Raw genomic sequence first — 22,984 nt, 5'->3', positions numbered from 1 at the left:
GGAGGTCATCGCTGAGGAAATCAAGGACGATCTGACGCCGCGCGAGCAATTCACCGCCATCACCAGGGATTTAGGATCGAAGGTAGGGATAAAGGTTCATGATTGCAGGATTCACGGCGCTCGGTTGCCAATGGGATTCGATGTGCCCAAGCTTATGCTGGAAGCGATGGAAAATGCTGAGAGCCTTGACGATTAAGTTCGTTTCCTTTTGCGCTTGGTCGAGGGACACCTACAATTATTGTCTCGGATTTTGGTTGCTCTGAGTACCTACCTGCACCATTGATATCGGCAATGGCGCAGGATTGCATTTAAGGCCGTCCGTATTTCCTGACCGGTTTGATCAGTTTGATCGGTTTGACCAGTTTTTCCGCCGATCAGAGTCGCATTTTTCAGGTCATCCGACTGGGATAACACCGCTTTGATGTCAATAACGGGCGTACCATCAATCGCTTCTATGGGACCCACTTTCAAGCGAACTCGTTGATCTCGAACACAGTCACGCGATGTAGACCGATAGGATTCGGACGTGCCGGGGAACGCGTCGCAAAAACCCCTGTGAGCGGGTTTTCGATCTCGCCTCGAGGGGATGCACGGAGCACGTCACGCGGCGAACGATGCAGCCAAGTGAGAATGATCAACGCATGGCCGACGACAATGCCGTGAAGCGCCTGCTCAAAGGGCGGAAAGACTTCGATCCAAGCATCGGGAGCGCCTTCGGAGCCCTGGCGTGGCGCAGCTTCGAGCTCCGTGAGGTCAGAGCGGATAACGCCAATCGGATGCACCGTGTAGCTGTTGTCCATCATCATTTACCTTCCGCGCTGAACTTCGTCACCCATCAGCAAGTTGCCGCTTCCATTGACTGGTGCCTTCCAGTTTTGCCGTACAGGAGCGCCGCCGTCAGGATAAGTCGTCGAAAACCCACTTTCGACACTCAGCTCAAACAAAATGTAGATGTCCTTCGGTTGGTAGCCATAGCGTGCAAGTTCGCGCAGGCCGGGATCGTCGGTCAGGACCGCGTGGCCTGTCACTGCGAACTCCCCTGCGCCGCCGCCGCTATCGGCGACTGCAGCGTGCAGCGCATAGCCGGAACCCCGTTGGAGATCGTGACCTTTGGGCGACGTTGGCTCCATAAACAACAGGAGATGCCCTCGGCGATAATCGGTGTGACCGGATGGACGCGGGGGCCCATTTGCGCGGACGGTTGCCAGATATGCCGGTGCGGCCTTGAAGCGCTGTTCACCAAACGCCGCGAGGTCAGGTGCCGCATTTGCAAAATCCTGCCAGGAATGGTTCATTAGTCCCCTTTGTTTTACAAGCGATGGTAGGCTAGGGCCGATTTTGATGCAGCGCGTTTGAATGTGCCTATACTCAATGATGATATAGCGGCCTCAGTCAGGAGAAGTGCATGTCAACCCATCCGCTCGACAACCCGTTGATCACGTCGATGCTCTTCTATCCGCGCAGATCGTCCGGGAAACAGCCACATCGCCGGAGCGGTTGATGGCAGCATTCCGGTTGAGGATAGAGCCTCACTTGGCTATCGCTTCTACGTTCATCTGGCCTGACGCGCCCGTCATCCTCTATTTTCACGGCAACGGCGAAATCGCCAGTGACTATGATGGGATTGCCCGCTTGTTTTTCGAGATCGGCACGTCGCTGCTGGTGGTCGATTATCGCGGATACGGGTGGAGCACAGGATCACCGCTCACCAGCAAGTTGCTCAGCGATGCGGAGGCGGTAGTACCTGCGCTGCCTTCTATTTTGAGTAACGCAGAAGTCGGCGCTGCGCCACTGTTCTTGATGGGACGATCTCTCGGTAGCGCGCCTGCGGTACATCTAGCGTACACATTCCCGGATCGCTTCAAAGGGCTGATCATCGAAAGCGGCTTTGCCGACATGCCCTCGGTGATGCGACGGCTCGGTATCCAACCTGAGATGTTTTCACTGCCTGAACAGGTTCTCGCACCTGTCGGCAACGCGCGCAAATTACAAAGCGTGCACCTGTCGTTGCTGGTCATTCACGGCGAAGCGGATCAACTGCTGCCGGTCGAACAGGGACAGCAGCTCTACGATGCCTCTGCTGCCGAAAACAAAACCATTCTCCGTATTCCTCACGCCGGGCATAACAACATTTTGATGGTAGGGATGGAGCGGTACTCAATCGATTTCCAGATTTGTCACCGACTTAGATTCCTGTCATCATCAACCCACCCAAGAGCGCAATTCAGGCTCTTCGAGAGAGAGAGGTAATCGCCATTTCTGCGATTGCTTTTGCCATAAGCGGTGGAACTGCCTCACCAATTTGGGCGCGAAACCCAGGGCCGGTGACATGATAGTTATCTGTAAACGTCTGAATACGAGCACGTTCACGTAGTGAGAGTTGGCGACAAGGTGCGCTCGTAGTGGTAACCATGAGTACCACCCCTCCGGGACAACCGTCCAAGGGCTTCAAAAGGTGAAGAGCGGCGGTAAATGAAGCGATACCCTTTCCTTCAACCTGCCACGGCGTTCCATACAAATTGATAGTTTTTCGTCAGGGGGAATCATGAACATGCGATCCATCACCAGCCTTGCGTGTTGGGATCTTCGACTGTATCATCCTCGATATCGAGACCTTCCACCGGTATGTCGCGCCGCCAAATCGTTTCCTTAGCAGCGCTTCCATGTTCATCCATTGCCTCTTGTACTGCTTCACACGAAATGGAGTTTTCGGGATATTGTTGGCTGTAAACTAATCTTCTAAGATGTCGAATTTCGCATTCTTCATTTGTCTTCCCGCCATGTGGTTACTGCCAATATAAGCTTTCTTTGCCAAGTCTGCATAAGCTTGCATGACGATTTCTACATATTTGTCTTGAAGCTCAGGGAGTGGTTTGCCTTCGAATGCTTCAATCGCTGTGAGCGGAAAGATGTTTTGCCTTGAAAAAGCGATGTCAAATTGCGTGGGGTCGGTTCAGGCCGCCAGAACTATATTGGTACTGTTTGAGAATATGGAACCGGTCAAACAGATCACGGCGAATACCAACAATGATCAATCGGCGGCGAGTTTGAGGTATTCCAAGATTTGGAGCATCAAACAGTACCGTCAAACAAAATATCGTAACCAGGCGTAGCATCAGATGAGCTAGCCCTATTCATTCTGGACAGATTTCTTCGAACGCTGCTTATCTCCAAGATTACCTAAATCACTCCGGATTATGTTGTACACCTCGCCGTTGTTTCACCTCGCAAGACCGGCACATTCTCAAAAACGAAAAAAATTTTTGGTTGCAATGCGACCCACGTCGCATGATCCAAGATAAGCGTTCCTCCGTTTGCCTTCTTTCCTAACTTCTTGCTGCCCTTTGAAATGGAGAAAAGTGAACAAGAGGACAACTAAATCAAAGAGCTATCGCGTGTGGTATATTAGTCTAAGACATCGTAAAAACAGCTTTATGGTCTTTACTAATATTGTCGTGATAGGTGAACACTGTGCTCGAAGTGGGCCCAGCGAATTACCGATTTCCGATCTTTTTCTCGATGCCCTTTACAAGAGTGGTACTGCGGGTAATGCCGGAGATGACCCAATTCATAAACTTCTTAGCGTTGCCAATATGGGAGGATTCCGTTCCCGGCTGACATCTGATCGAAACGGATATGCTTTTATCGCAATTTACCCTGATAACCAGACCTGATTGGCCGGATTACGTTGATCTGGTTAATGGACGGACTTATCACATACTATGGTGACAACAAAAACCTGGTCGGCAATTGGAGAATACACGGGCAGGCGGAAACAAAATCCCCAGTAGAGTAGTTTGAGCTTGTACACGGAATGGGTGATAAGGTGCGTGTTCCACCTTTTTTGTGTTCACAAAAGGTGAGCAAAGACGAGAAGTGATTTTCGTGGAATTGCTGTTCCGGGAGCAAATTCAGTTTCCCATGCGGAAGATCTTGTTGCAGTTTGAAAGATTAAAGACGGGCAACGTTTTCAAAACTATAGAGCGATTTTCACAATTCTTGATGTTGATCTTATTGCACGTGAATGGTTAGACGATCTGATGACTTCTAATCGTTAAGCCCCCCATTGTCCTGAGGCATGGCGACTCTGGATGGAAATATTAACAGGTCATTACGACCCAGTAAGGGCAACGAGTCACGTCAATATCGTACAAAACAAGAACAGATGCCTGCAATAAACAAGAGGCCACCTTGCTTCAGGTCGTGTTGGATTATTTTCGAACAATCCTTATCTGTTTGAGCGGTTTGCTGGCGAATTGTGAAACTCGTGGATCGAAATGTAACGCGGCGATTGATGTTACGCAGCCTGCGTGATGGTGGTAGAGATGGGATAGGTCAGTATCGCATAGGCGTTGAAGGAGAAGGCATCTGTATTGACTTTGCTGTTGCCAAAAAATGCTATGGTGAGGGTAATTCAGTAGGTGTGAGAGAGACTGTCGAGATTAATCTCACGCCTGCGTCATCGACAGTTTGGGGTATTGGTTACAACGTCTTATGTAGCACAACAAGCATATCAGGAGATCAGGAAGATCAGCATCCCATCATCGTCATTGCCGGTAGAGACATCGTACAATTGTTGATGTCGAATGGATTGGGGGAAATCCCCATGATCTGAAAAAAAATTACTTACAATTTATGTTTCCGCTAGACTAGTAAAACGGATACTTTCACCGTAAGCAACCAATGTTACCCTAAGTTCGGCATACCGTTCAAAATCGTGTTGTATCTCAACCAGGAGAGTGTGAAGTTGTGGATGTAGAGTTGCAGCCGCCCTTTGCTTACCTCCTCAGAGATCTGGGGAAAGCGGTGCGTGGTGCAGCAGCGGCAGTCCGGGTGTTGATGGGGCAAAATCGAGGCAAACAAAAACCCGCCGTGTGGCGCGTCTCAGTGAGTCTCTTGTGCCTAGAGGATTCGAACCCCCGACATCTTGCTCCGTAGGCAAGCGCTCTATCCGCTGAGCTATAGGCACATTACATTGTGTCCATAGGATAGCACAGCTAGAAAGTCGGGTCAAGGCACGATTTTAGCCGGGGATGAATACTCACGCGCCTATCCCCGGACTGGCGCTTAACGCAGAATCGAGACCGTGATGGCGAACTCACCCGGGTTACCGTTTTCGCTCAACACCGAGACTGTATAGTCCCCACTCGCGCTGATCGGGAAGTTCGCAATCTGCGCATCGATGAACGCGAGCGTCACCGTCCGTTGACCATGATCGGTGTTTTCCGCCAGCACTGTGCCATCCGGCCCGATCAGCGCGACATAGGGATCAAAGCTCCCGCTCAAGCCGCGCACACTGACCGTCACCCAGTCGCCTGCATCAGCGCTGAAGGTCTGTTCGAAAGCTGACTGCCCGTTCGAGTCGCCCGTGTAGACCGTCTCACCCGGCGCGTTCGTCGGCGCATTCTGGGCGATCCGTTCGAGGGTCAGCTCAAACTCACCGCCGCCGCCCTGATAACCGGAGACCTCCACGAAGTACCGCCCCGTCTCCGCCACAATCCAGCGGGTGACGCGCGAGTCAAACCGTGCCAGATCCGCCGACGGATCACCGTGATCATCGTTGTAGGCGATTAAGTTATCCGCCTGATCGTAAATCGCGATAATCGTATCCAGCGCATCATCCAGCGAGCGCGCGCTGATGGTGTACACATCACCCGCTTCCGCATTCAGCTCGTAGGCGTAAGCTTCGTTCGGGTTGACCGTCTCCTGCAGCGTCTGGAAGTCCGTGCCATCGTCGATGACGGGCTGCTCACCCCCACGCACAATTTCGAGCGTGAAATCCCCGCCCGTATTGTCGTAACCGCTGATCACAATTGTGAAGGTGCCGCCAGCGGCGAACGTGAAATCGGCGATGCGCGAGTCAAACCGGCCAATGGTGCTGTCCCCCGTGCCATGATCGTCGTTTTCGGCCAGCGTGCGCCCCTTACTGTCGTTCAAGGTGACCCGTGGATCGAAACCGTTGATGCCGACCACCGTAATCGTGATGGTTTCCCCGGCAGTCGCGCCGATTTCGTAGGAAAACACATCGCCCTGCGCCACCGTCCCGTCGATGATTTCGCTGCCCTGCCCACCGTTCGTGTTCGGCTCCGGGGTCGGCGGCTGAGCTGTCGCCGTCGTCGTGAGCAGCACTTCGATGCTGCCCTGCGCCACGCCGGAGAACGTATCGACGACGATCACATATTCGCCCGCGGCGACGAGCGGCAAATCGGCGATGAGCGAATCCGTTTGCGCCAGATCCATCCGATCGGTATTGTGATCGTCATTTTCGGCGAGGCTTGCGCCATTCGGCGCGATAATTTCGAGCGTCGTATCGAGCTGATTCGCATCTTCGAGGCTGCGAACATAGACCGTGACCACTTCATTGCCCACGGCTATATAGCTCAATTGGATGGGTTTACCATCTGTCATTTCTACGATGAGCGGTGTATTCGGGTTGAGTGCACCGCCTTGCGCGGCGACCCCGAACGGGATGAGAAGCAGAAGCAGGAGGACATAAAGTCGTGCATTCATGCGGCATGCCCCTTGATAACAGACTATTTCTAACATTATAGCGCATACAAAACGGGGCGACCGTGTTGGTCGCCCCGCAAGACATGCGCCTCAGGCTGAGGAGCGAAACGCTGGACGCGGGTTAGGAACCGCTTTCCACCATCGTCACGTTTTCCGGCACTTCAATGCTCACCGGCTGATCGAAGTTCTTCAGGTTGATGTCGAAGGTCAGCGAGACAACCGCACCCGGCGCGCCGAGAATCGCTTCCAGCGGCAGGTTGATCGTCAGCACCGTCTGGTCAACCAGTTCGGTTCCCACATTGACGTACTCATCGAGCGTGAAGGTCGCATCCGCGAACATCATGCCCCATCATCTGGCCCATCTGCGCCGCCTGTTCGGGGTCATCTCCGAGCCGCCGCCCATCGCGCCACCGAGCGCCATGCCGACCACGCCCGACAGTTCTTCCGAGGTGAGCAGGCCAGCGATATCCAGCGCGGTCGAGAAGTGCGCGCGACCATCCATGTCGTCCAGCCGTTCCATCGACACGTATTCCGTGCTGTCCAAGGTCGCGAGGTCGCCCATCATGCCGCCCATGTCGCCCATACCCGAGAGATCGCCGCTCGCGAGGTCTTCGGGGTTCACGGGCAGGCCAGCCGCACCACCCGCCGTCGCGGCGAGGTCTTCCAGCTTCGAACCCTGCCAGCCTTCGCCGATGTTGAAATACACCATATCGCCGATCACGCGCACTTCGACGATGGTCGGGGTTTCTTCACCATTCGCCGTCAGCGAGCCGGTGGTCGCCAATGGAAAACTGCATATCCGCGGTGCTAAGTTCGCCCGTGCCGTTGATCGAGCCGCTCACTTCGGTGTCTTCGATGCCAGCCACCGTCAGATCCAGCGTGAAATCATAGGCGAGGCTCTGAGCAGCAGCGCTGTTGGCGTTAGCCGCCGAGAATAGGGCGAAATCTTCCGGGCTGAGACCAAACGTCTCATCCTGGGCGAACGCCGGAACTACCGCGACGAGCAGCGCCAGAAGGCAGAACAGAACTGCGAAACGCGTATACTTCATAGTGGGTACTTGCTCCTGAGATCGTTTATCGCAAAAACGCACGCGGCACTACCTCGCGGGTACTGCCACAATTTCAGTGTAATGGCCTCTAGGGACGCTTGTCAAAGGGCTAAAGTCGGAGAAGACATTAAGGTTTCGTGACAACTCCATGTTTTTAACGTGATTTTCGCCCTGCGCAGGCGAACATGGGTGCGCAGCACAACCCCTAAACCCGCGTGCAAAACCCCTGATTACTCGGGGGTGAGCTAAGTCAATCGGTCTTCAGAAGCAGTCACCGTGAAGTCCCTCGGCCGCCGTGGTGCTTTCGCAAACCTCCGCTAAGCTGCCGGGATCCAACGCCATGCACAAGGCTTTTGCGTTCGTGACCGTTTGCTGCTATTCTGCATAGTTTGATGCGTCCGTGTCTTGAGTAGAGATGTTATGCGCTATATATCCTGGCTCTTCTTCGTGCTGATGCTCTTGGTTGCCGGGTGCGGTGGCACGACGGGAGGCGGCGAAGCGGCGATTGCTCCCACCGCCACGCTCGCGCCCATCGTCAGCATGACGCCGCGGTTCACGGCCACGCCGATTCCCTCACGGACACCGCTGCCCACAGCGACCTTCACCGAATCGCCCACGACGATTCCGCCGACGCCCTCCGAAACCTTTACACCCTCGGCGACGCCGCCGATCATGGGCAGCGTCCAGTCGGTCAACAGTATTAACCTGCGTACGGGTCCCGATGTGACGTTCTCGGCGATCACCGCGCTGCGCCCGGGAACGCGCCTCGAAGTGCTCGGCACGAATCTCGAAGGCGACTGGTTCAATGTGCGCCTCGAAGATGGCACCGAAGGCTGGGTTTCCGCCGTGCTGGTGCGCATTCAGGAGACGCCGACGCCCTTCCCGACGCTAACGCCCAGTCCCAACCTGACCAGCCTGTTCCTCGGCACACCGCTTCCGACCGCCTTGTTTGGCGGCGGTACGGTCACGCCGACGCCGCCGCGCTCAGTCGTTACAGCGACGCTGCCCGGCACAACCACGGCGGGTCTGCCGACGGTCACATCCGGCATCCAACTGCCTAACATCGAGGCGATCAACCTGACGGCGACGGCGCTGGCCGGGGGCGGTTCGCTCCCGCCGACCACCAGCGCGCTCCTCGGCGGGCCGACGGGTGGACCGCTGCCCACCGCTACACCGACCGGAGCGGTGGCCCCGCCCAGCGGCGATAGCTCCGTGCGCACGGGCGTCGATGTGCTCGCCTATTGCGATGATCGTGCCTTTGGCTCACCCGCGCCGACCAACCTCCGCACCGGCTCGACGGTTGATGTGTGGTGGAGCTGGTACGCGGCGACCGAACAGCAGGTGCGCGACCATATTGCCAATGCCGTCTATCAGGTGGCGTTGGATGGGGAACCCTATACCAATTGGCGGCAGTTTACCGGGTCCATTGGACGCGATGCGGCGGGGCACTACATTGTGTTCTGGTACATGCCCTCCTCGGAACCGCTGGCCGTGGGTGACCACCTGATCACCTACAGCGTGACGTGGAACAACGCCATCAGCGATGGTTTCGCTCAGTTCGGCCCGGGCACGAGCAACCCGTCGCAGTCCGGCACCTGCCGTTTCACGGTGCGCTAACCGCGAGTGACAAACAAAATGGGCGCAGTGTTAGACTACGCCCATCACACCATACACTTTGAACCGGACGCGCAGTACCGCGTCCGTTGTTTTTCAACGACTGGGCCCACTCTGCGATCGCAACTTTGCCCGAAGGGAAAGTTTTTATTCCGCGAATTCAGCGAGGATCAACTTGACCAGATCCTCGAGCGTCAGTTCCTGCGCCAACGTGCGCGCATCGAGCAGTACGCGCGGGCAGATGCTGGCTTCGAGTTCCCGGAAGCGCATTTCGGCGATTTCAAAGGTGATCGAGCGCATCGGATACATCAGCGCAAAAGTCAGAATTTCGACGGCACGTTCGCGTTCACCCCGGTCGATCAAGTGATCGGCAATGTCAACCAGCAGATCGACCACCTTGGGTGTGAGTTCAGCGTTCATCGCTGTTTGGAGTTCGTCATAAATTGACTGCATAAAGCCACCTGCTGTGAATCATGATGGTTCTAGTATAAACGGATTCTGGCTAAAAAAGTTGTACTAATTTGTTGCAATGGCAACAAATTTATCGAATTTATGAAAACGTTCACAGAGCTTTCACAATTCCATCAGGCATTGGCGCGTTTCCGACCAGCCATTTAGCTGCTCAAATTGCGCTCGACCTTCCCTCAAATCCGCAGCAGCTACAGCCGTTTTCGCTAAACTGAGCTAATCTCTAGTCCGATCGATTACAAGCGTTTGCAAAAAACTTTTGAGGTCAAGACCCATGTTGAAATTCAGTCTGTTATTCGCCTTCAGTCTGCTGCTCACCACCCGTTCGACCACCGCCCAGCCCACCGAACCCCCTCGTCCTCCCGCCGAAGGCGCTTTCTTCACCGGGGAATATCCCAATCTGCTCGCAGAATGGGGCTTATCCACAGCCGAAATTCAGGCGCGCATTGAGAGCACGTTCCAGCAGTTATTCTACGGGAACGACGCGACGGAGCGCATCTACTACCCGGTTGAGCCGAATATGGCCTACATCGAAGACATCAATAATCAGGATATTCGCTCGGAAGGCATGTCCTACGGCATGATGATCGCTGTGCAGCTCGACAAGCAAGCGGAATTCAACCGGCTGTGGACATGGGCGCGCACTTACATGTATCACGAAGCGGGCGCATGGGCGGGCTATTTCTGCTGGCACGCTCGGACGGACGGCTCGTGCATCGACCCGAACCCGGCCTCGGATGGCGAGATCTGGTTTGTCACAGCCTTGTTCTTCGCCGCGGCGCGCTGGGGCAACGGCGACGGCATCTACAACTATCAGGCCGAAGCCAATTCGATTTTGCGGACGATGCTCACGGCGGATACCCCGCAGGCGACCACCCTCTTCAACCTCGACAACCAGCTCGTCGTGTTTGTGCCGCAAAAAGGCGCAGTCAGCCGTTTCACCAATCCTTCATATCAAGCGCCGCACTTCTATGAACTCTGGGCACGCTGGGCGGATCAGGAGAACGACTTTTGGACGACTGCCGCGGACGCCGCTCGCGCTCATTGGCGCGCCGCCGCGCATCCCGAAACGGGTCTCATGAGCAACTACACAACTTTCGCGGGCGAACCAATGCTCTGGGACAGCTACAGCGCGGTCTACTACGCCGACGCGTGGCGCATTGGCATGATGATCGCCCTGGACACCACCTGGTTCGCCGCCGATGACTGGCAGATCGAGCAGACGAATCGCTACCTCCGCTTCTTCCACAATCTCGGTATTGGCCGCTACACCAGTCAATTTCAGATTGACGGGACGCCCGTGAACAATCAGCATCGCTCGGGTGGCCACACCGCCATGAATGCCGCCGCCGCGCCTGCTTCGACTGATGTGATCGCGTGGGATTTCATTGAGGAGTTCTGGGAGACGCCGACGCCAACCGGCCGTTATCGCTACTACGATGGTCTGCTGCAATTCATGGCGCTGCTGCAGCTCAGTGGCAATTTCCGTATCTATGCGCCCGCCTAGACCGGGGCAAGCCGACCGGGGCGCAGATGTATACGCCTCGGTCACAGGCATTCGAGGTTTTACCGCGCGGTTGGAATGGTGAACATGAACACGCCGCCCGCTTCTTTCGCAGTTGGCACGGTCCAGATCTTGCCACGATGCACCTCGACGATGCTGCGGGTCACGGCGAGACCCAAGCCCACGCCTTCGATCTTGGCGCGCTTGGCGTCCTCGGTGCGGAAGAAGGGCATGAACACCTTCTCGGCTTCTTCGTGATTTAACCCTTTGCCCTCGTCACGCACCGTGACCAGCACGGCGGGCAAATGCAGATCGTGCGGCGCGGCTTCCGGCAGCTCGCTCGTCTCGCGGATGAGACGGGTTGAGAGAAAGATGTTCCCCTTCTCCGGCGAATACTTGATCGCGTTGGTGAGCAGATTCGTCACCACCTGCGACATCCGGTCGATGTCCGCGTGGACGGCAGGCAGATCGTCGTCGAGATCCATGATGACCTTCTGCTTCTTCGCCTTGTACTGCAATTGCAGCCGCGCCACCACGTCGATGATGACATCCGGCAGATGGATATCACTCTTATTGAGCTTCATCTCGCCCGCATCCGCCCGCGTGATCTCGATCATGTCGTTGAAGACGCGGTTGAGATGCTTGCTGCTGTTGAGGATGATCTCGGTGTACTCCCGCGCCAGATCCGGCAGTTGATCGCCCGTCGCTTCGAGGATGAACTCGGCGAATCCGCGAATCGCCGTGAGCGGCGTGCGCAGTTCATGCGAAATGCCGGAGAGAAACTTAGCGCGCAAGCGCTGCGCCGTACGTTCCGGCGTCACATCATGGAAGATGTAGATACGCCCCAGCACCGTTTTGTCCTGATACACGGGCGCGCTGTACCACTCAGTGTCAATCGGGTAGCCGTCGGTGTGCACCATGCTGAATTCACCGCGGTGGATCGCCGGGTCGTGCACGGGCGTGCTCTGCCATTCGTGGCGCAGATCCGCGCGTACGCCTTCCGGAACCTGCATCTCATTGAGCAAATCGAGCAGCGAAATGCCCGTCGCGTCGGCTTCCAGCATGCCGAACAGCGTCAGGAAGCGGTTGTTCACGGTGAGCACATGCCCGCCCGCGCCGCCGGGCAGCACCATCAGCACACCGTCGGTGACCGCTTCGGTCATGGCACTGCGCGCCTGCTCCACGCGATCGCGCTGGCTGCGCAGCACCTGCGCCATCGCGCTGATCGCGAGGAATTCGCCGACCGTGCGGTAATTGTCGAGCTCGTGCGCGGTGAAATCATGCGGTTTATCCGTACCTAGCGCCAGCACGCCGAGCTTATGCGCGCCCCGTGCCCAACGCCACCAGCGACAGCGCGCGCACGCGCTCCGCCCGCAGCAAACTGCGTGTCAGCGGATCGAAGCGGTCGAGCTTGGAGCGCACTTGCACCGGGACCACGCCGCACTTCTCCAGCGTCGCCAGCAGTTCGGGATAATCCTTCAAATACAGCTTGATTCCAGTCGCGATGCCGAACTCGTTGAGCCGCCGCGACCATGTACCACGTATTTCCAGATACTCAAAGGGGCTGTCGCCGCGCTGCGGACCGTAGATCAGCATAGCGCAGGTGGAAATGTGCGGGTCGAACAGCGTTTCGCGCAGCAGATTGACCACATGCTGCGGGGACGGATTATCGGCAATTGCCCGCGCCGTTTTGAGGATCGATTCGGCAGTGGCATAGTCCTGCGCCAGCCGCGACACGGTGTAATGGTTTTCAAGCAGCGTGCGAATCACGTGCAGCAGCGGATGATCCGCCTGTGTCAGTGTATAGGCGTCGCCGTCCATTGAGCACAGGGCCAGCACGACCCGCACCTGAGCATCCACGACGAACGGAAACAGCAAAGCCGACTGAAACGGCGTCCCGGACAGTTCGTCAGCACCGAGCAGCTTGGGCGCATGGTTGACGAGTGCGTGGTCGGCAAAATCTTCGAAAATGCGGTTAATCGTCTCGCGGGTGGTTTCCACCAGATCGGTCACGCCGTGATGCACCAGCAGATGCAAGTGACCGGTCTCCGGGTGGTACTCATACACGCACGCCACATCGATCGGCAGGTTCGTTGCCACATTTTGCAGTAAGTAAGCGACCTGCTCGACTGGGAGTCCCAGGGTCGTGTGCGTGGAGAGAAGCTGATTCACAATTATGTTCATTTCTCCCGCCGTAATTCTATTCAGAAATGCATTACGGACTAACGATCTGCCTAACATTATATCAGAGCGGCATCTAAAACGAAAAAGACCGCCGGGGGCAGGGAATGCCAAGAGGAAAAAAGCACCGCGCCTCGAAGGTGTCGAGGCGCGGTGACAAACTGGAGAAGGTTTAGTGGTGGCTCATATGCTGCCGTGAAATCGGTTTAGGGACAGCGGACGCAATGAATTGCATCCTTCCACTCAGACTGTGTTTCCGTAGGGCGCGATTTAGAGGGTGTCTAAAAAGGGTTTTCACGACACCCCTCACCCTGCTTGCTCCGCAAGCCGTCCCTCTCCCACGTAAACGGGGAGAGGGACAAAAAACAGTTTTTCTCCCCTTCTCCCCGCTTGCGTGGGAGAAGGGGTCGGGGGTTGAGGGGCTTATTGGACACCCTCTTTATCGCGTCCGCAGCCCGGTAAAACTCCACTTCGAAATCAACTTCACGTAATTCGACGCACTTACCGCGTTACCGCGCCGTGTACGTGTAGCTGATATCGGCATCGGTGACCGTCACAGCGGTCACCCGCCCGGTCGGCGCGTTCGCATTGACATAGCGCCGCCAAGAGGAGTCGATGCTGGCGTTGATCTGGCTGATGAGTGAGGTTGCGGCGGGCTGCGCGTTCACGGTGATATTGGTCACATTCCACACCACGCGCCCATTGCTGATGCTCGGCACAATCGTCGCCGACACGGGATAGGAAGTGGTCGCCCGCCCTACACGCGTTGTATAAGTCGCGTTCAGCACCACCTGAGCCGGCTGGAGGTCGACAAATACGTTCGACAAATTGCGGTTGCGCGGATTAGACACAGCGTAAGCGCTGTTGACCTGTGCTTCGGTGAGCGTGAGCGTCCGCGAACTCTGAGCGAAGGCGGGGACGACTGCCCCAATCAGCAGGGTGAGCAGGGCGAGGAGCAGAGCAAGTTTCTTCATGGTAGTGGAACTCCTGTAACTCGTTGGGCGAACTCGTACATCCCCAGACTACGAATCAATTGTTACCGGAAATGCCGGAGGTTGTAAAAAGACTTTCTAAAAATGTTGCCAAAGTGTACGCGCCCGCCAGCGGAATTTTCTGTGAATTTCAACGCACGGAAGTGTTACGCTACGTTACAATAACAACGTTGTTGACACATAGATCCTTGAGCCATGAATCGCTTGCGCCTCGTCTGCTTTCTCACGCTGCTGCTGATCCTGACCACTGCGCCGCATGTGCATGCGCAGAGCGGCTACATTCGGTCGCCGTACCTCGGCATTACCTTTATCAGTTCCGCCGAACAACCCGCCAATGAAACGCGCTACCGCAACGCGCTCCTGCTCGGCGCGGGCTGGAATCGCTACCCCTTCTACTGGGATCACGTCGAGGCGACCGCCGGGAACTATGATTGGCACGCGCTCGACCGCGTCGTCACCGACGACATTCGCCACGGCCTCAAGACCAACGCCATTCTGCTGGGCGTTCCGGGGCATGCGCGGCAGGGGGCGTTGATGCGCGGCCTCTACCAGCCGATCTTCAGCGACGGCTCGGACTACCCGGGCGCGGGCAAAACGCCCAACCCGGCGAATCCGTGGGCGCAGTATGTGTTTGCCGCCGTCCAACGCTATAAGCCGGGCGGCGTGCTCGCGAGCCAGCCGAACTGGGAACTGGTCGGCGGTGTCAGCGTATGGGAAGTGTGGAATGAGCCGGATTTGCCGATGTTCTGGGGCGGCACGCCGCAGGACTACGCCCGCCTGCTCCGCGTCAGCTACGTGATGATCAAACACGCCGATCCATTCGCGACGGTCATGTTCGGCGGGCTGTCGTTCGCGCAGGCGAACACCGCCTTCTGGCTGCGGCAGGTGCTTGACACCATCGGGCAGGACCCATCGCGCGGCTCGAACAACTGGTACTTTGATCAGATCGCCATGCACAGCTACAGCAGCGCCCGCCGCACGGTGACGCTCATCGGGCAGGTGCGCTTCGAACTGTCGCGCTACAGCCTTGAGCGTCCCATCTGGCTCAACGAGAGCGGCGTCCCCGTGTGGGACGACTACCCCGGTCCGACGTGGACAGCCTTGCTGCCATCCGAACGGCGCTGGCGCGGCACGCAGGCTGAACAGGCGATCTACGTCATCCAGAACACGACTCTAGCGTGGGCGGCGGGCGTCGATGCCGTCTTCTTCCATCAGCTCTACGATGATTGCGGCAATCAGGCCGGCGGCACTGACTTCCCGCCGAACGATGGCAGTTTGTGCACGGCGGGTCAGGCGTGTTGGGGCGACGCGCACGGCCTCTACCGCAACGAACGCAGCTCCGTGTGCTTCCGTCAGCACCCGCAGCCGGGGACGCCCCGGATCGCCGCGAGCGCGTTCTATCTGCTGGCGCAGATTTTCGGCTCACGCCCGTTTGTCGCGCTCGATCCGATTTATCTGGAAAACAACGCGACTGTGCTCATCTTTGAGCAGGCGAACAACGGCGTTGGACAGCGCATCTACGTCGTGTGGAACGACACCGCCGACCGTACTGCCGTGATGCTGCCCGCCAGCAGCACGAACGCGATGCTCTACCGCATCGGCGACCAGCAGGCGATCACCCCGCTGGAGGGGCTGTATCGTGTTGCTCTGGACGGCGCGACACGCGGCGAGCTCGTCTCGCTCACCACGCCCGATAACGCGCTCGGCGGCGAGCCCGTGATCCTCGTCGAGGCGTACAATGGCCTGCCCGCCGACACCACGCGAGTTATGCTCGAAGGGGGCGCACCACGCGCGCCGCTCACCACCACACCGGGCGCGATCAGCGTGATCGAAGCGGCGACCATCACGCCTGCCCCCACCGCCCGCCCGACCACCGATCCCGCGCTGGATACCCAGGCTCCGCTCCCCTATGTTGACCCGCTGCCGAACTCCAGTCCGGCGAGCTTCACCGTGCGCTGGGGCGCGACCGATAACAGCGGCGTCACCGAATATCTCGTGTGGGTGTGCGCGTCGACGGCGGGGAATGGCAGCCGTGGCAGCAAACGACCAGCCTCGAAGCGACGTATACCGGGTCGAGCGGTTCGCGCGTCGAATTTGCGGCCTGGGCAGTCGATCTCGCAGGCAACTGGTCGGCTAATACGGAACTCGCCCCCCAAGCCGCCACCACGATCCAGTAGAATTAAGCCTCACCCCTAAATCCCTTCTCGCAAGGGCGAAGGGACTTAAGAACGCTGTCGTTCTCCCCTCTCCGAACGGAGAGGGGCTGGGGGTGAGGCTAAGAACAGGAGTCTGCTATGGGTTTTGTCGTCGGCTTTGGTGAGATGTTCTTCGTCGCGCTGATCATCTTCGCCGTGACGTTCATGTATATCGTGCCCGCGCTGCGCCGCCGCGCCGCGATGCTGGAAAAGCCAAAGCGTACGGTGCGCACCAACAGCGCGGAGAAAGTGATCCGTGTGGAAGAGCGCGAAAAGGCGCGTTCGTTTCACCACAGCGGCAAGGGGAGTTATGCCAGCGGCACGCTGACGCTCTACGCGGGCGTCTACCGCCTCGAATACCAGTTTCCGGAGGCCGCGCCCGTCGCCCTCAAGCTGATCGATCTCGACAGCGCCGAAGAACAGGTACTGCTCATCAAATCCGGGAGCGGATCGCAGGCGTTTCGCGTCGAAACCAATGGTCGCTTCGTCCTCAACATCGACCCGACCGACAACGTCCGCCCGTGGGAAGTCAGCTTCCGGCAGATGTAAAAACACCTCACCCCCTAACCCCGGCGCGGGGATTTAGGGGTGAGGCTAAACACAGCGAACACGATCAATCGCATTCCTACGAAAACCAATTCGGTTTGACGAGTCTTGTTGGCTCCCCTCCCTGAATTCGGGGAGGGGCCGGGGGCTAACTGGGGTAGGTTTTTAATTGTAGGGACGAGGCATGAGGGTGTTTAAAAAGCCCTCATGCGCGCCAAACGTCTGACCAAGAGATGGCTCATCGCCACATAAATCCAGTTTTCACTGGTCTGACACAGGTATTCGTAATCCTTGCTCAGGCGTCGGTACCGTCCCAACCAAGCGAAGGTTCGCTCAACGACCCATCGTTTGGAGGTCACAGCGTACGCCCGCGCTTTCTGCTGGATACTCATCTGCACCTCAAGCCCCTGGATGTGCCATGCATAAGCGCGAAACAAACCTTCATAGCCACCATCGACCCAAAGTACCTCGAGACGGGGGTAAGACGCCCTAACTTTGCGGAGTAGGTAGGCACCGCCGTGCTCATCGCGGACAGCGGCGCTGGTGATATGCACGCCGAGCACCAGACCTTGGCTATCCACGAGCAGATGACGCTTACGCCCGTTCACATGTTTGTGTCCGTCCCAGCCTTTGCGCCCCCTTTTTCCGTCGTTTTCACGCTTTGGCTGTCGAGCGCCCCGGCACTCGGACAGGGATCCCGCCCGGTTTCCGTGCGCCATGTCGTGCGTAACTGCGCATGAAGTTGGTGCCAAACGCCCGCCTGACACCACCGACGAAAGTAACCATACACGGTTTCCCAAGGCGGAAAGTCATGCGGCAGCATCCGCCAACTTCCCCCTGTCCGCAGCACGTACAGGATGGCGTTAACGACTTCACGGCGCGCGTAGCGGGCTGGACGTCCGCCGGGCTTCACCGCAGGGATGAGGGCCTCGATTTGCGCCCACTCCCCGTCACTCAAATCACTGGGATATGTTTTCCGTTTTTCGCTCATGCCCCCAGTTTATCACTTTTTAAACACCCTCATGCCTCGTCCTAAGTTCTAGAGAAGGATAGAGAGGACAAGGCATGAGCTCATTTCAGAATCGGCATTTTGTCTAACCTCACCCCGTTTCGCTGCGCTCAACCGCCCCTCTCCAAAGGGCGAGGGGCAAGGGCTAGGCGGGTTGGTGGTGTCCCTCTCCGTGGGGAGAGGGACGGCTTGCGGAGCAAGCAGGGTGAGGTTGGGTATTTTCACCAATTGTGAAATAGGCTCATGCCTCGTCTTAAGTTCTAGAGAAGGATACAGAGGACAAGGCATGCCTTGTCCCTACAAAAACCTGTCTCGTCAACATAACTGTGCGCTTTTTAGACATCCTCTTAATCGCGTCCGCAACAGCCCAAAGCTGACGATCAGCCTCACCCCCGTCACCTGTTCACATAACGTGAAGCGCCCAACGGGGCGTCCGCCGGATTGGGCGCGAAACGGACGCGCCGTTGCGCGTCCCTACACAGCACGTTTTCCCTCAAGCGAGCGTCTTAACGGCTCTCCATACTATAAGTGCCCTGTCCTCAATAGCTTGGGTGAGGGGAACGCGCCAATGCGGTTGATCCTGACGTGAAGGCATTCCGCTCACGTACAGATTGAAATAGTTACATTCATCACTTTGTACACTTTTAGTGTACATTGTACAGTTAAATTGTATGACGTTGGTAGGATTGAGCCCAGACCGAGCAGGAATGCCTGATAGAGCCATCATGACCCATCCCCCAGATGTCGGACAGCGTATCCGCGCTTTGCGCGACCAACAAGGTCTATCCCTACGCGCGCTCGCCGAGCGCTGCGGCATGTCGATCAACGCCATCAATCGCATTGAACACGGTGAAAACTCGCCAACGGTCGCCTCGCTGCATCTGTTAGCGACCGCGCTCGAAGTGCCCATCACCGAGTTCTTCCGCACCACGGAGAAGCGCAAGACCGTCATGGTGAAGCGCGAGTCGCGAGTGCATGCCCAGCAGCAAGGCATGGATATCGAGAGTTTGGGAACCGGGCTGCACAATCAGCAGCTCGAACCGTTTCTCGTGACGGTGCCGCCGGGGAGCGGCACAGGAAGCCCAACGATCACGCATCACGGGCAGGAGCTTGTCTACTGCGTCGCCGGGGCGCTGGAGTATCAGATCAGCGATGAGGTCTACATGCTGACGGCGGGTGACAGCTTGCTGTTTGAGGCCGTTCAGCCGCATGTTTTTCGCAATCTGTCCAATCTTCCCGCCGTGATTTTGCTGGTCTTTCACATTCAAGACGGCAGTCCCGGCCATTTGCATACCTGACCGAAAGGAAGCATCATGAAACTCGTATTCGCCTTCCTCATAGCCCTGCTGCTGTTTGCGGCGCCGACCTTGCTTCAAGCTCAGGATTGTACGCTGCCGGAAGTTATCACCGTGCAGACTCAGGCAGCGACGCTGACGGTGGTGCCGGTGGGGTCCGTCGACGTGGCGGACGCGGCCAGCGCACTGGAGGCGGCGGACACACAGGTGACGGCGGAGGCAAATGTCCTGAGCGGCCCAGGGTCGGGTTTTGCACAGGTGGGTACGCTCACCAGCGGCCAAACGATCCGCGTGGACGCCAGCAATTGCACCGGACAGTGGCTGCGCACGGTGCTGGAAAATGGACAAGTCGGCTGGGTTTCCGCGAACTACCTAGAGGAATTGTCAGCCGAAGTCACGCTCCCCGTGGCGAATGCCGATACCCCGGTCTATGCCGCGATGCAGGCCATGACGCTGCAGCTCACGGCGGACGCGGCAAGCTGTAGCGACGATAGTCTTCATGGTGTGCTGCTTCAGGTTCCGGCGGCGGCAGATCCCGTTCCCGTACAAGTCAATGGCATTGACATGGTCATCGGCGGCACGGTGTACGTCGGTTTAACGGCCGATGGCACGCAGACCGCTGCCGTGCTGGCCGGACATGCACGCATCACCGACGGCGATTTGAGCGTGGCGATGGACACGGGCATGCAGGCATTTATCGCGCTCAATGCGCAGGAGACTTCATCGCCGTCCATGCATATCGCGCCGTTTGCGGCTGCGGACGTGGCGAATCTTCCACTGTATGTGCTGCCGGAAGCGGTCGACGAGCTGGCGGGGCTGACGGATGATGGTCCGTACATCGTCGGGCAGGCTGCCTGCCGCGTGATCTCGAATCTGCCGGATAATCTGTGCCCGCTGCATTTCGTCAACCGGGACGGCGACGCCATCGTGCAGATGGATGTCGAGCTGGTCTCGGCGCCGTATGGCGAGTGGAGCGACAGCACGCATGAGAATCCGCCCATCCTGCAGGGTGACAACGTGAGCGGGATGATCGCGTGGAATCCGACGTGCTCGCTCGGCCCGGCGTGCTTCATCGGCCCGGTGGTGTGGTCGATCACGCTGACCGACGCCGCGGGGAACGTCAGCGAACCCTTCGAAGCGTCGTTCAACTGCGTTGACAGCTAGACAGCAACCGGACGGCGGAACGGCACAACATCGGAACGACAGAACGGCGGAACCTCCCGCCGTAGTCAAATGGGTCTTACCCAGCAGCGCGCACCGGCGTCGATCCTGCTGGGATGGATAGGATGGGAGAAACCATGACGCAAGCTATTAAGCTCGCCGTCGTCACGGATGACGGCGAAACGATCAGCGCGCACTTTGGCCGCGCGCAGTTCTATGTGATCTATACGGTGGAAGACGGCGCCGTCACGCAGCGCGACCAAGTCGCGAAGCCCATCCATCAGCACGGGCAGCACGGGCACGTACATCTGCATCCCGAAGGCGATCACGCCGACGAAGCCGACCGCCACGCCAACATGTTCGCACCGATTCGCGACTGCACGGCGGTGCTCACGCGCGGCATGGGGTACGGCGCGCACACAGGATTGACCGGAATCGGCGTGCAGCCCATCATCACGGATGTGCGCCTCATTGCGGACGGCGTCGCGGCCTATGTCGCAGGCACCCTCGTCGATCACCCGGAGCGACTGGATTAAGGCGACCTACGTTTAGGTCAGGTCACCGCATTCGCAGCACGGGTCTTGAGCGCTGAATAAGGCCACTGAAGGAAGGTGCGGCATGCGTTCGCGAAAATGGTTCTGGGCGCTCGTGCTCAGCACATTGTTCACCGTTCAAATTGGACACGCGCAGCAAGCGGGGGTCGTCTACGGCGTGTTCTTCTACTCGCCGACCTGCCGCCACTGCGAACAAGTGATTCAGAATGATTGGCCGACCATTCGGGCGGAATTCGGTGACAGTCTGCGCGTCCTGTTCGTCAATGTGACCACCACCGAGGGCAACACGCTGCTGCAGGCGGCGCGGTCCGCCCTGCAGATCGAGGCCAATGGCGTACCCATGCTCATCATCGGCGGCGATGTTTTCGTAGGGTCTTTCGACATTCCGGCGCGCGCCCCCGAGGTCATCCGCGCAGGTCGGGCGGCGGGCGGCATTGGTTTCCCCGCGATACCGGGCATCGCCAGCCGCTTTGACCAGGTCGCAGCTCAGGAGCAGCAGCCCGCGGCGGACGCGGTTCCGCCGGTCGCGAGCACCCCGCCGACGCTCTCGCTGCTGGAGCGGATGGGCGCAGACCCGATCGCGAATGGGCTGGCACTGGTGATCCTCGCGCTGCTGGTCGTCAGCCTGGGGCTGACGCTAACGGGACAATCAACGCTCGTCCAGCAGTACCGCCGCCCGGCCTGCATCGCGATCACGCTGCTCGGCTTCGGGATCTCGGCCTCGCTGCTCGTCGGCTCCACGGGTGAACTGACCGTCATAGCGGCAGCGGCGGGCATTCTGGGCGTCTTCACACTGCTGTTGGGTCTTGAAGTTGGGCAGCGCAATCCCACTGGGCAGAGCCGCGACTGGCGGATTCCGCTGATCGCGCTGGCGGGGTTGGGCGTCGCGGCCTACCTCGCGTCGATTGAACTGACACAGGCCGAAGCCGCATGCGGTTTGGTGGGAAACTGTAACCTCGTGCAGCAAAGCCCGTATGCGCGCCTCCTCGGAATTCCGATGGGCGTCATCGGCATGGCGGGTTATGTGGCGATTCTACTATTGTGGGGTCTGGGACAGCAGATGCGCACGACCGGCCTGCTGCGGGCGACGGCGCTGTTCGGCGTGGGCTTTTCGACCTACCTCACGTTTCTCGAACCCTTCGTCATCGGCGCGACGTGCCTGTGGTGCTTAAGCTCCGCCCTGATCATGCTGCTGCTGCTGTGGCTGCTCGCGGATGCCCCAAGGCCTAAACGGGTATTAGGGCATGCGAGCGTTTAGCAGCAGGGGCTAGATAGAGCAGACGATCACACTGGTAGGTAGTCCACTTCGCCGGGTATGGATCGAAGGGGGATTACCTGCTCGACAGCCCCATTGCTGCTCCCCCGACTTGATTGACAAATCCGCCTTTACTATCCGACCCTAACCCCCTGACAGAACTTGACAGGGGTAGGTTTTTCATGGTTCCCAATGGAACCTGGGGTTCCTTCGCCAAAGAATCTGTAGGGACGAGGCATGCCTCGTCCTGTCTTTCTCTGGAGAGGGCAACCCATCCGTCATCTATTTCCATAAGTGAGGAAAATCAAAGCGTTACGCGGAGCCGTTCTGGTGCGATTTTCTACCGAGGACGAGGCATGCCTCGTCCCTACAATTAAAAACCTACCCCTGACAGCCTGTCAGAACCCCTCCCCCGAATTCTTCACGGCAGGACAGTTTTAATGTTTCGAGACTGCCTTCCCTTAAGCGACACCTTGTAGGGACGGCCTTCTGGCCGTCCGCTGACCACGGACGCGCAGAAGCGCGTCCCTACAATGGCTCAATTGTTAAAAGTGTCCTGTCCTCAACCCGAATTCGAGGAGGGGAGACAGATAAGTGCGTCTGTGTAGGGACGAGGCATGAGGGTGTTTAAAAAGCCCCCCCCCCCCGCCC

The 22,984-nt window shown here is 57.9% G+C and carries 25 protein-coding genes and 1 tRNA gene; 12 read left to right on the top strand and 14 right to left on the bottom strand.

The window, feature by feature from the left end; genetic code table 11:
• Window positions 1-467 precede the first annotated feature (467 nt).
• Window positions 468-806, bottom strand: a complete 339-nt coding sequence (gene tsaA / locus IPK17_RS08565; RefSeq protein WP_343417268.1) for a tRNA (N6-threonylcarbamoyladenosine(37)-N6)-methyltransferase TrmO — start codon at window positions 804-806, stop codon at window positions 468-470.
• Complete coding sequence (locus IPK17_RS08560; protein ID WP_343417267.1) at window positions 807-1,295, bottom strand: pyridoxamine 5'-phosphate oxidase family protein; 489 nt, start codon at window positions 1,293-1,295, stop codon at window positions 807-809. It abuts the gene before it with no gap.
• 238 nt (window positions 1,296-1,533) lie between these two features.
• Here IPK17_RS08560 and IPK17_RS08555 point away from each other — a divergent pair, with 238 nt between their 5' ends.
• Window positions 1,534-2,250: an alpha/beta hydrolase gene (locus IPK17_RS08555; protein WP_343417266.1), complete on the top strand. Its 717-nt coding sequence runs from the start codon at window positions 1,534-1,536 to the stop codon at window positions 2,248-2,250.
• On the opposite strand, the gene IPK17_RS08550 is transcribed toward IPK17_RS08555, so the two are convergent.
• Window positions 2,225-2,413 carry a DNA cytosine methyltransferase gene (locus IPK17_RS08550; protein ID WP_343417265.1) on the bottom strand — a complete coding sequence of 63 codons (189 nt, stop codon included), beginning with the start codon at window positions 2,411-2,413 and terminating at the stop codon, window positions 2,225-2,227. The genes IPK17_RS08555 and IPK17_RS08550 overlap by 26 nt on opposite strands.
• Before the next feature lie 520 nt (window positions 2,414-2,933).
• Window positions 2,934-3,116: a DNA cytosine methyltransferase gene (locus tag IPK17_RS08545; protein ID WP_343417264.1), complete on the bottom strand. Its 183-nt coding sequence runs from the start codon at window positions 3,114-3,116 to the stop codon at window positions 2,934-2,936.
• A gap of 318 nt (window positions 3,117-3,434) precedes the next feature.
• On the opposite strand from IPK17_RS08545, the gene IPK17_RS40995 reads away from it, so the two are divergent.
• The 3 genes from IPK17_RS40995 to IPK17_RS08540 all read left to right on the top strand — a co-directional run bounded on the left by IPK17_RS40995 (window position 3,435) and on the right by IPK17_RS08540 (window position 4,615).
• Window positions 3,435-3,674 (top strand): hypothetical protein, encoded by a 240-nt coding sequence (locus IPK17_RS40995; protein WP_502748556.1) that lies wholly within the window; start codon window positions 3,435-3,437, stop codon window positions 3,672-3,674.
• A gap of 276 nt (window positions 3,675-3,950) precedes the next feature.
• Window positions 3,951-4,058 (top strand): hypothetical protein, encoded by a 108-nt coding sequence (locus IPK17_RS40435; RefSeq protein WP_350341617.1) that lies wholly within the window; start codon window positions 3,951-3,953, stop codon window positions 4,056-4,058.
• 236 nt (window positions 4,059-4,294) lie between these two features.
• Window positions 4,295-4,615 (top strand): hypothetical protein, encoded by a 321-nt coding sequence (locus IPK17_RS08540; protein ID WP_343417263.1) that lies wholly within the window; start codon window positions 4,295-4,297, stop codon window positions 4,613-4,615.
• Between the two features lie 281 nt (window positions 4,616-4,896).
• On the opposite strand, the gene IPK17_RS08535 is transcribed toward IPK17_RS08540, so the two are convergent.
• The 5 genes from IPK17_RS08535 to IPK17_RS08515 form a co-directional block, all read right to left on the bottom strand.
• Window positions 4,897-4,970, bottom strand: a tRNA-Arg gene (locus IPK17_RS08535).
• Window positions 4,971-5,067: 97 nt separating this feature from the next.
• Entirely contained in the window at window positions 5,068-6,510 is a 1,443-nt protein-coding gene (locus IPK17_RS08530; RefSeq protein WP_343417262.1) for a hypothetical protein, read from the bottom strand.
• A gap of 121 nt (window positions 6,511-6,631) precedes the next feature.
• The gene (locus IPK17_RS08525) at window positions 6,632-6,853 is read right to left on the bottom strand and encodes a hypothetical protein (protein WP_343417261.1); all 222 of its coding nucleotides are present in this window, start codon (window positions 6,851-6,853) and stop codon (window positions 6,632-6,634) included.
• 6 nt (window positions 6,854-6,859) lie between these two features.
• Window positions 6,860-7,294: a hypothetical protein gene (locus IPK17_RS08520; RefSeq protein WP_343417260.1), complete on the bottom strand. Its 435-nt coding sequence runs from the start codon at window positions 7,292-7,294 to the stop codon at window positions 6,860-6,862.
• Window positions 7,260-7,559 (bottom strand): hypothetical protein, encoded by a 300-nt coding sequence (locus IPK17_RS08515; RefSeq protein ID WP_343417259.1) that lies wholly within the window; start codon window positions 7,557-7,559, stop codon window positions 7,260-7,262. Before IPK17_RS08515 ends, IPK17_RS08520 begins: the two co-directional genes overlap by 35 nt.
• 420 nt (window positions 7,560-7,979) lie before the next feature.
• Here IPK17_RS08515 and IPK17_RS08510 point away from each other — a divergent pair, with 420 nt between their 5' ends.
• Window positions 7,980-9,176 carry an SH3 domain-containing protein gene (locus tag IPK17_RS08510; RefSeq protein WP_343417258.1) on the top strand — a complete coding sequence of 399 codons (1,197 nt, stop codon included), beginning with the start codon at window positions 7,980-7,982 and terminating at the stop codon, window positions 9,174-9,176.
• 144 nt (window positions 9,177-9,320) lie between these two features.
• Here the strand turns inward: IPK17_RS08510 and IPK17_RS08505 are convergent, their stop codons facing one another.
• Window positions 9,321-9,626: a hypothetical protein gene (locus tag IPK17_RS08505; RefSeq protein WP_343417257.1), complete on the bottom strand. Its 306-nt coding sequence runs from the start codon at window positions 9,624-9,626 to the stop codon at window positions 9,321-9,323.
• A 289-nt stretch (window positions 9,627-9,915) separates the two neighbouring features.
• Between IPK17_RS08505 and IPK17_RS08500 the strand changes: the two genes are divergently transcribed.
• Entirely contained in the window at window positions 9,916-11,148 is a 1,233-nt protein-coding gene (locus IPK17_RS08500) for a family 8 glycosyl hydrolase (protein WP_343417256.1), read from the top strand.
• Window positions 11,149-11,207: 59 nt separating this feature from the next.
• Here the strand turns inward: IPK17_RS08500 and IPK17_RS08495 are convergent, their stop codons facing one another.
• From IPK17_RS08495 to IPK17_RS08485, 3 genes are all read right to left on the bottom strand, one after another.
• Window positions 11,208-12,455, bottom strand: a complete 1,248-nt coding sequence (locus IPK17_RS08495) for a sensor histidine kinase (protein WP_343417255.1) — start codon at window positions 12,453-12,455, stop codon at window positions 11,208-11,210.
• Between the two features lie 7 nt (window positions 12,456-12,462).
• Complete coding sequence (locus tag IPK17_RS08490) at window positions 12,463-13,329, bottom strand: hypothetical protein (protein WP_343417254.1); 867 nt, start codon at window positions 13,327-13,329, stop codon at window positions 12,463-12,465.
• Window positions 13,330-13,835: 506 nt separating this feature from the next.
• A complete protein-coding gene (locus IPK17_RS08485) occupies window positions 13,836-14,300 on the bottom strand; it encodes a hypothetical protein (protein ID WP_343417253.1) in 465 nt (154 codons plus the stop codon).
• A gap of 213 nt (window positions 14,301-14,513) precedes the next feature.
• Between IPK17_RS08485 and IPK17_RS08480 the strand changes: the two genes are divergently transcribed.
• Both IPK17_RS08480 and IPK17_RS08475 read left to right on the top strand, forming a co-directional pair.
• The gene (locus IPK17_RS08480) at window positions 14,514-16,514 is read left to right on the top strand and encodes a glycoside hydrolase 5 family protein (protein WP_343417252.1); all 2,001 of its coding nucleotides are present in this window, start codon (window positions 14,514-14,516) and stop codon (window positions 16,512-16,514) included.
• A gap of 98 nt (window positions 16,515-16,612) precedes the next feature.
• The gene (locus IPK17_RS08475; RefSeq protein WP_343417251.1) at window positions 16,613-17,062 is read left to right on the top strand and encodes a hypothetical protein; all 450 of its coding nucleotides are present in this window, start codon (window positions 16,613-16,615) and stop codon (window positions 17,060-17,062) included.
• A 191-nt stretch (window positions 17,063-17,253) separates the two neighbouring features.
• Here IPK17_RS08475 and IPK17_RS08470 read toward each other — a convergent pair.
• Window positions 17,254-18,050 (bottom strand): IS5 family transposase gene (locus IPK17_RS08470; protein WP_343417250.1). Its coding sequence is split into 2 segments (ribosomal slippage): window positions 17,254-17,693 and window positions 17,693-18,050, totalling 798 coding nucleotides; the frame shifts between segments, so codons are not numbered across the junction.
• A gap of 743 nt (window positions 18,051-18,793) precedes the next feature.
• Between IPK17_RS08470 and IPK17_RS08465 the strand changes: the two genes are divergently transcribed.
• The 4 genes from IPK17_RS08465 (at window position 18,794) to IPK17_RS08450 (ending at window position 22,336) form a co-directional block, all read left to right on the top strand.
• Window positions 18,794-19,366 carry a helix-turn-helix domain-containing protein gene (locus IPK17_RS08465; protein WP_343417249.1) on the top strand — a complete coding sequence of 191 codons (573 nt, stop codon included), beginning with the start codon at window positions 18,794-18,796 and terminating at the stop codon, window positions 19,364-19,366.
• A 15-nt stretch (window positions 19,367-19,381) separates the two neighbouring features.
• Entirely contained in the window at window positions 19,382-20,527 is a 1,146-nt protein-coding gene (locus tag IPK17_RS08460; protein ID WP_343417248.1) for an SH3 domain-containing protein, read from the top strand.
• Between the two features lie 134 nt (window positions 20,528-20,661).
• Entirely contained in the window at window positions 20,662-21,060 is a 399-nt protein-coding gene (locus IPK17_RS08455; protein ID WP_343417247.1) for a NifB/NifX family molybdenum-iron cluster-binding protein, read from the top strand.
• A gap of 82 nt (window positions 21,061-21,142) precedes the next feature.
• Window positions 21,143-22,336 carry a vitamin K epoxide reductase family protein gene (locus tag IPK17_RS08450; protein ID WP_343417246.1) on the top strand — a complete coding sequence of 398 codons (1,194 nt, stop codon included), beginning with the start codon at window positions 21,143-21,145 and terminating at the stop codon, window positions 22,334-22,336.
• Window positions 22,337-22,984 lie beyond the last annotated feature (648 nt).

The sequence above is a fragment of the Candidatus Flexifilum breve genome (genome assembly GCF_016713355.1).
This window is presented reverse-complemented; position numbering and strand designations above follow the sequence as displayed.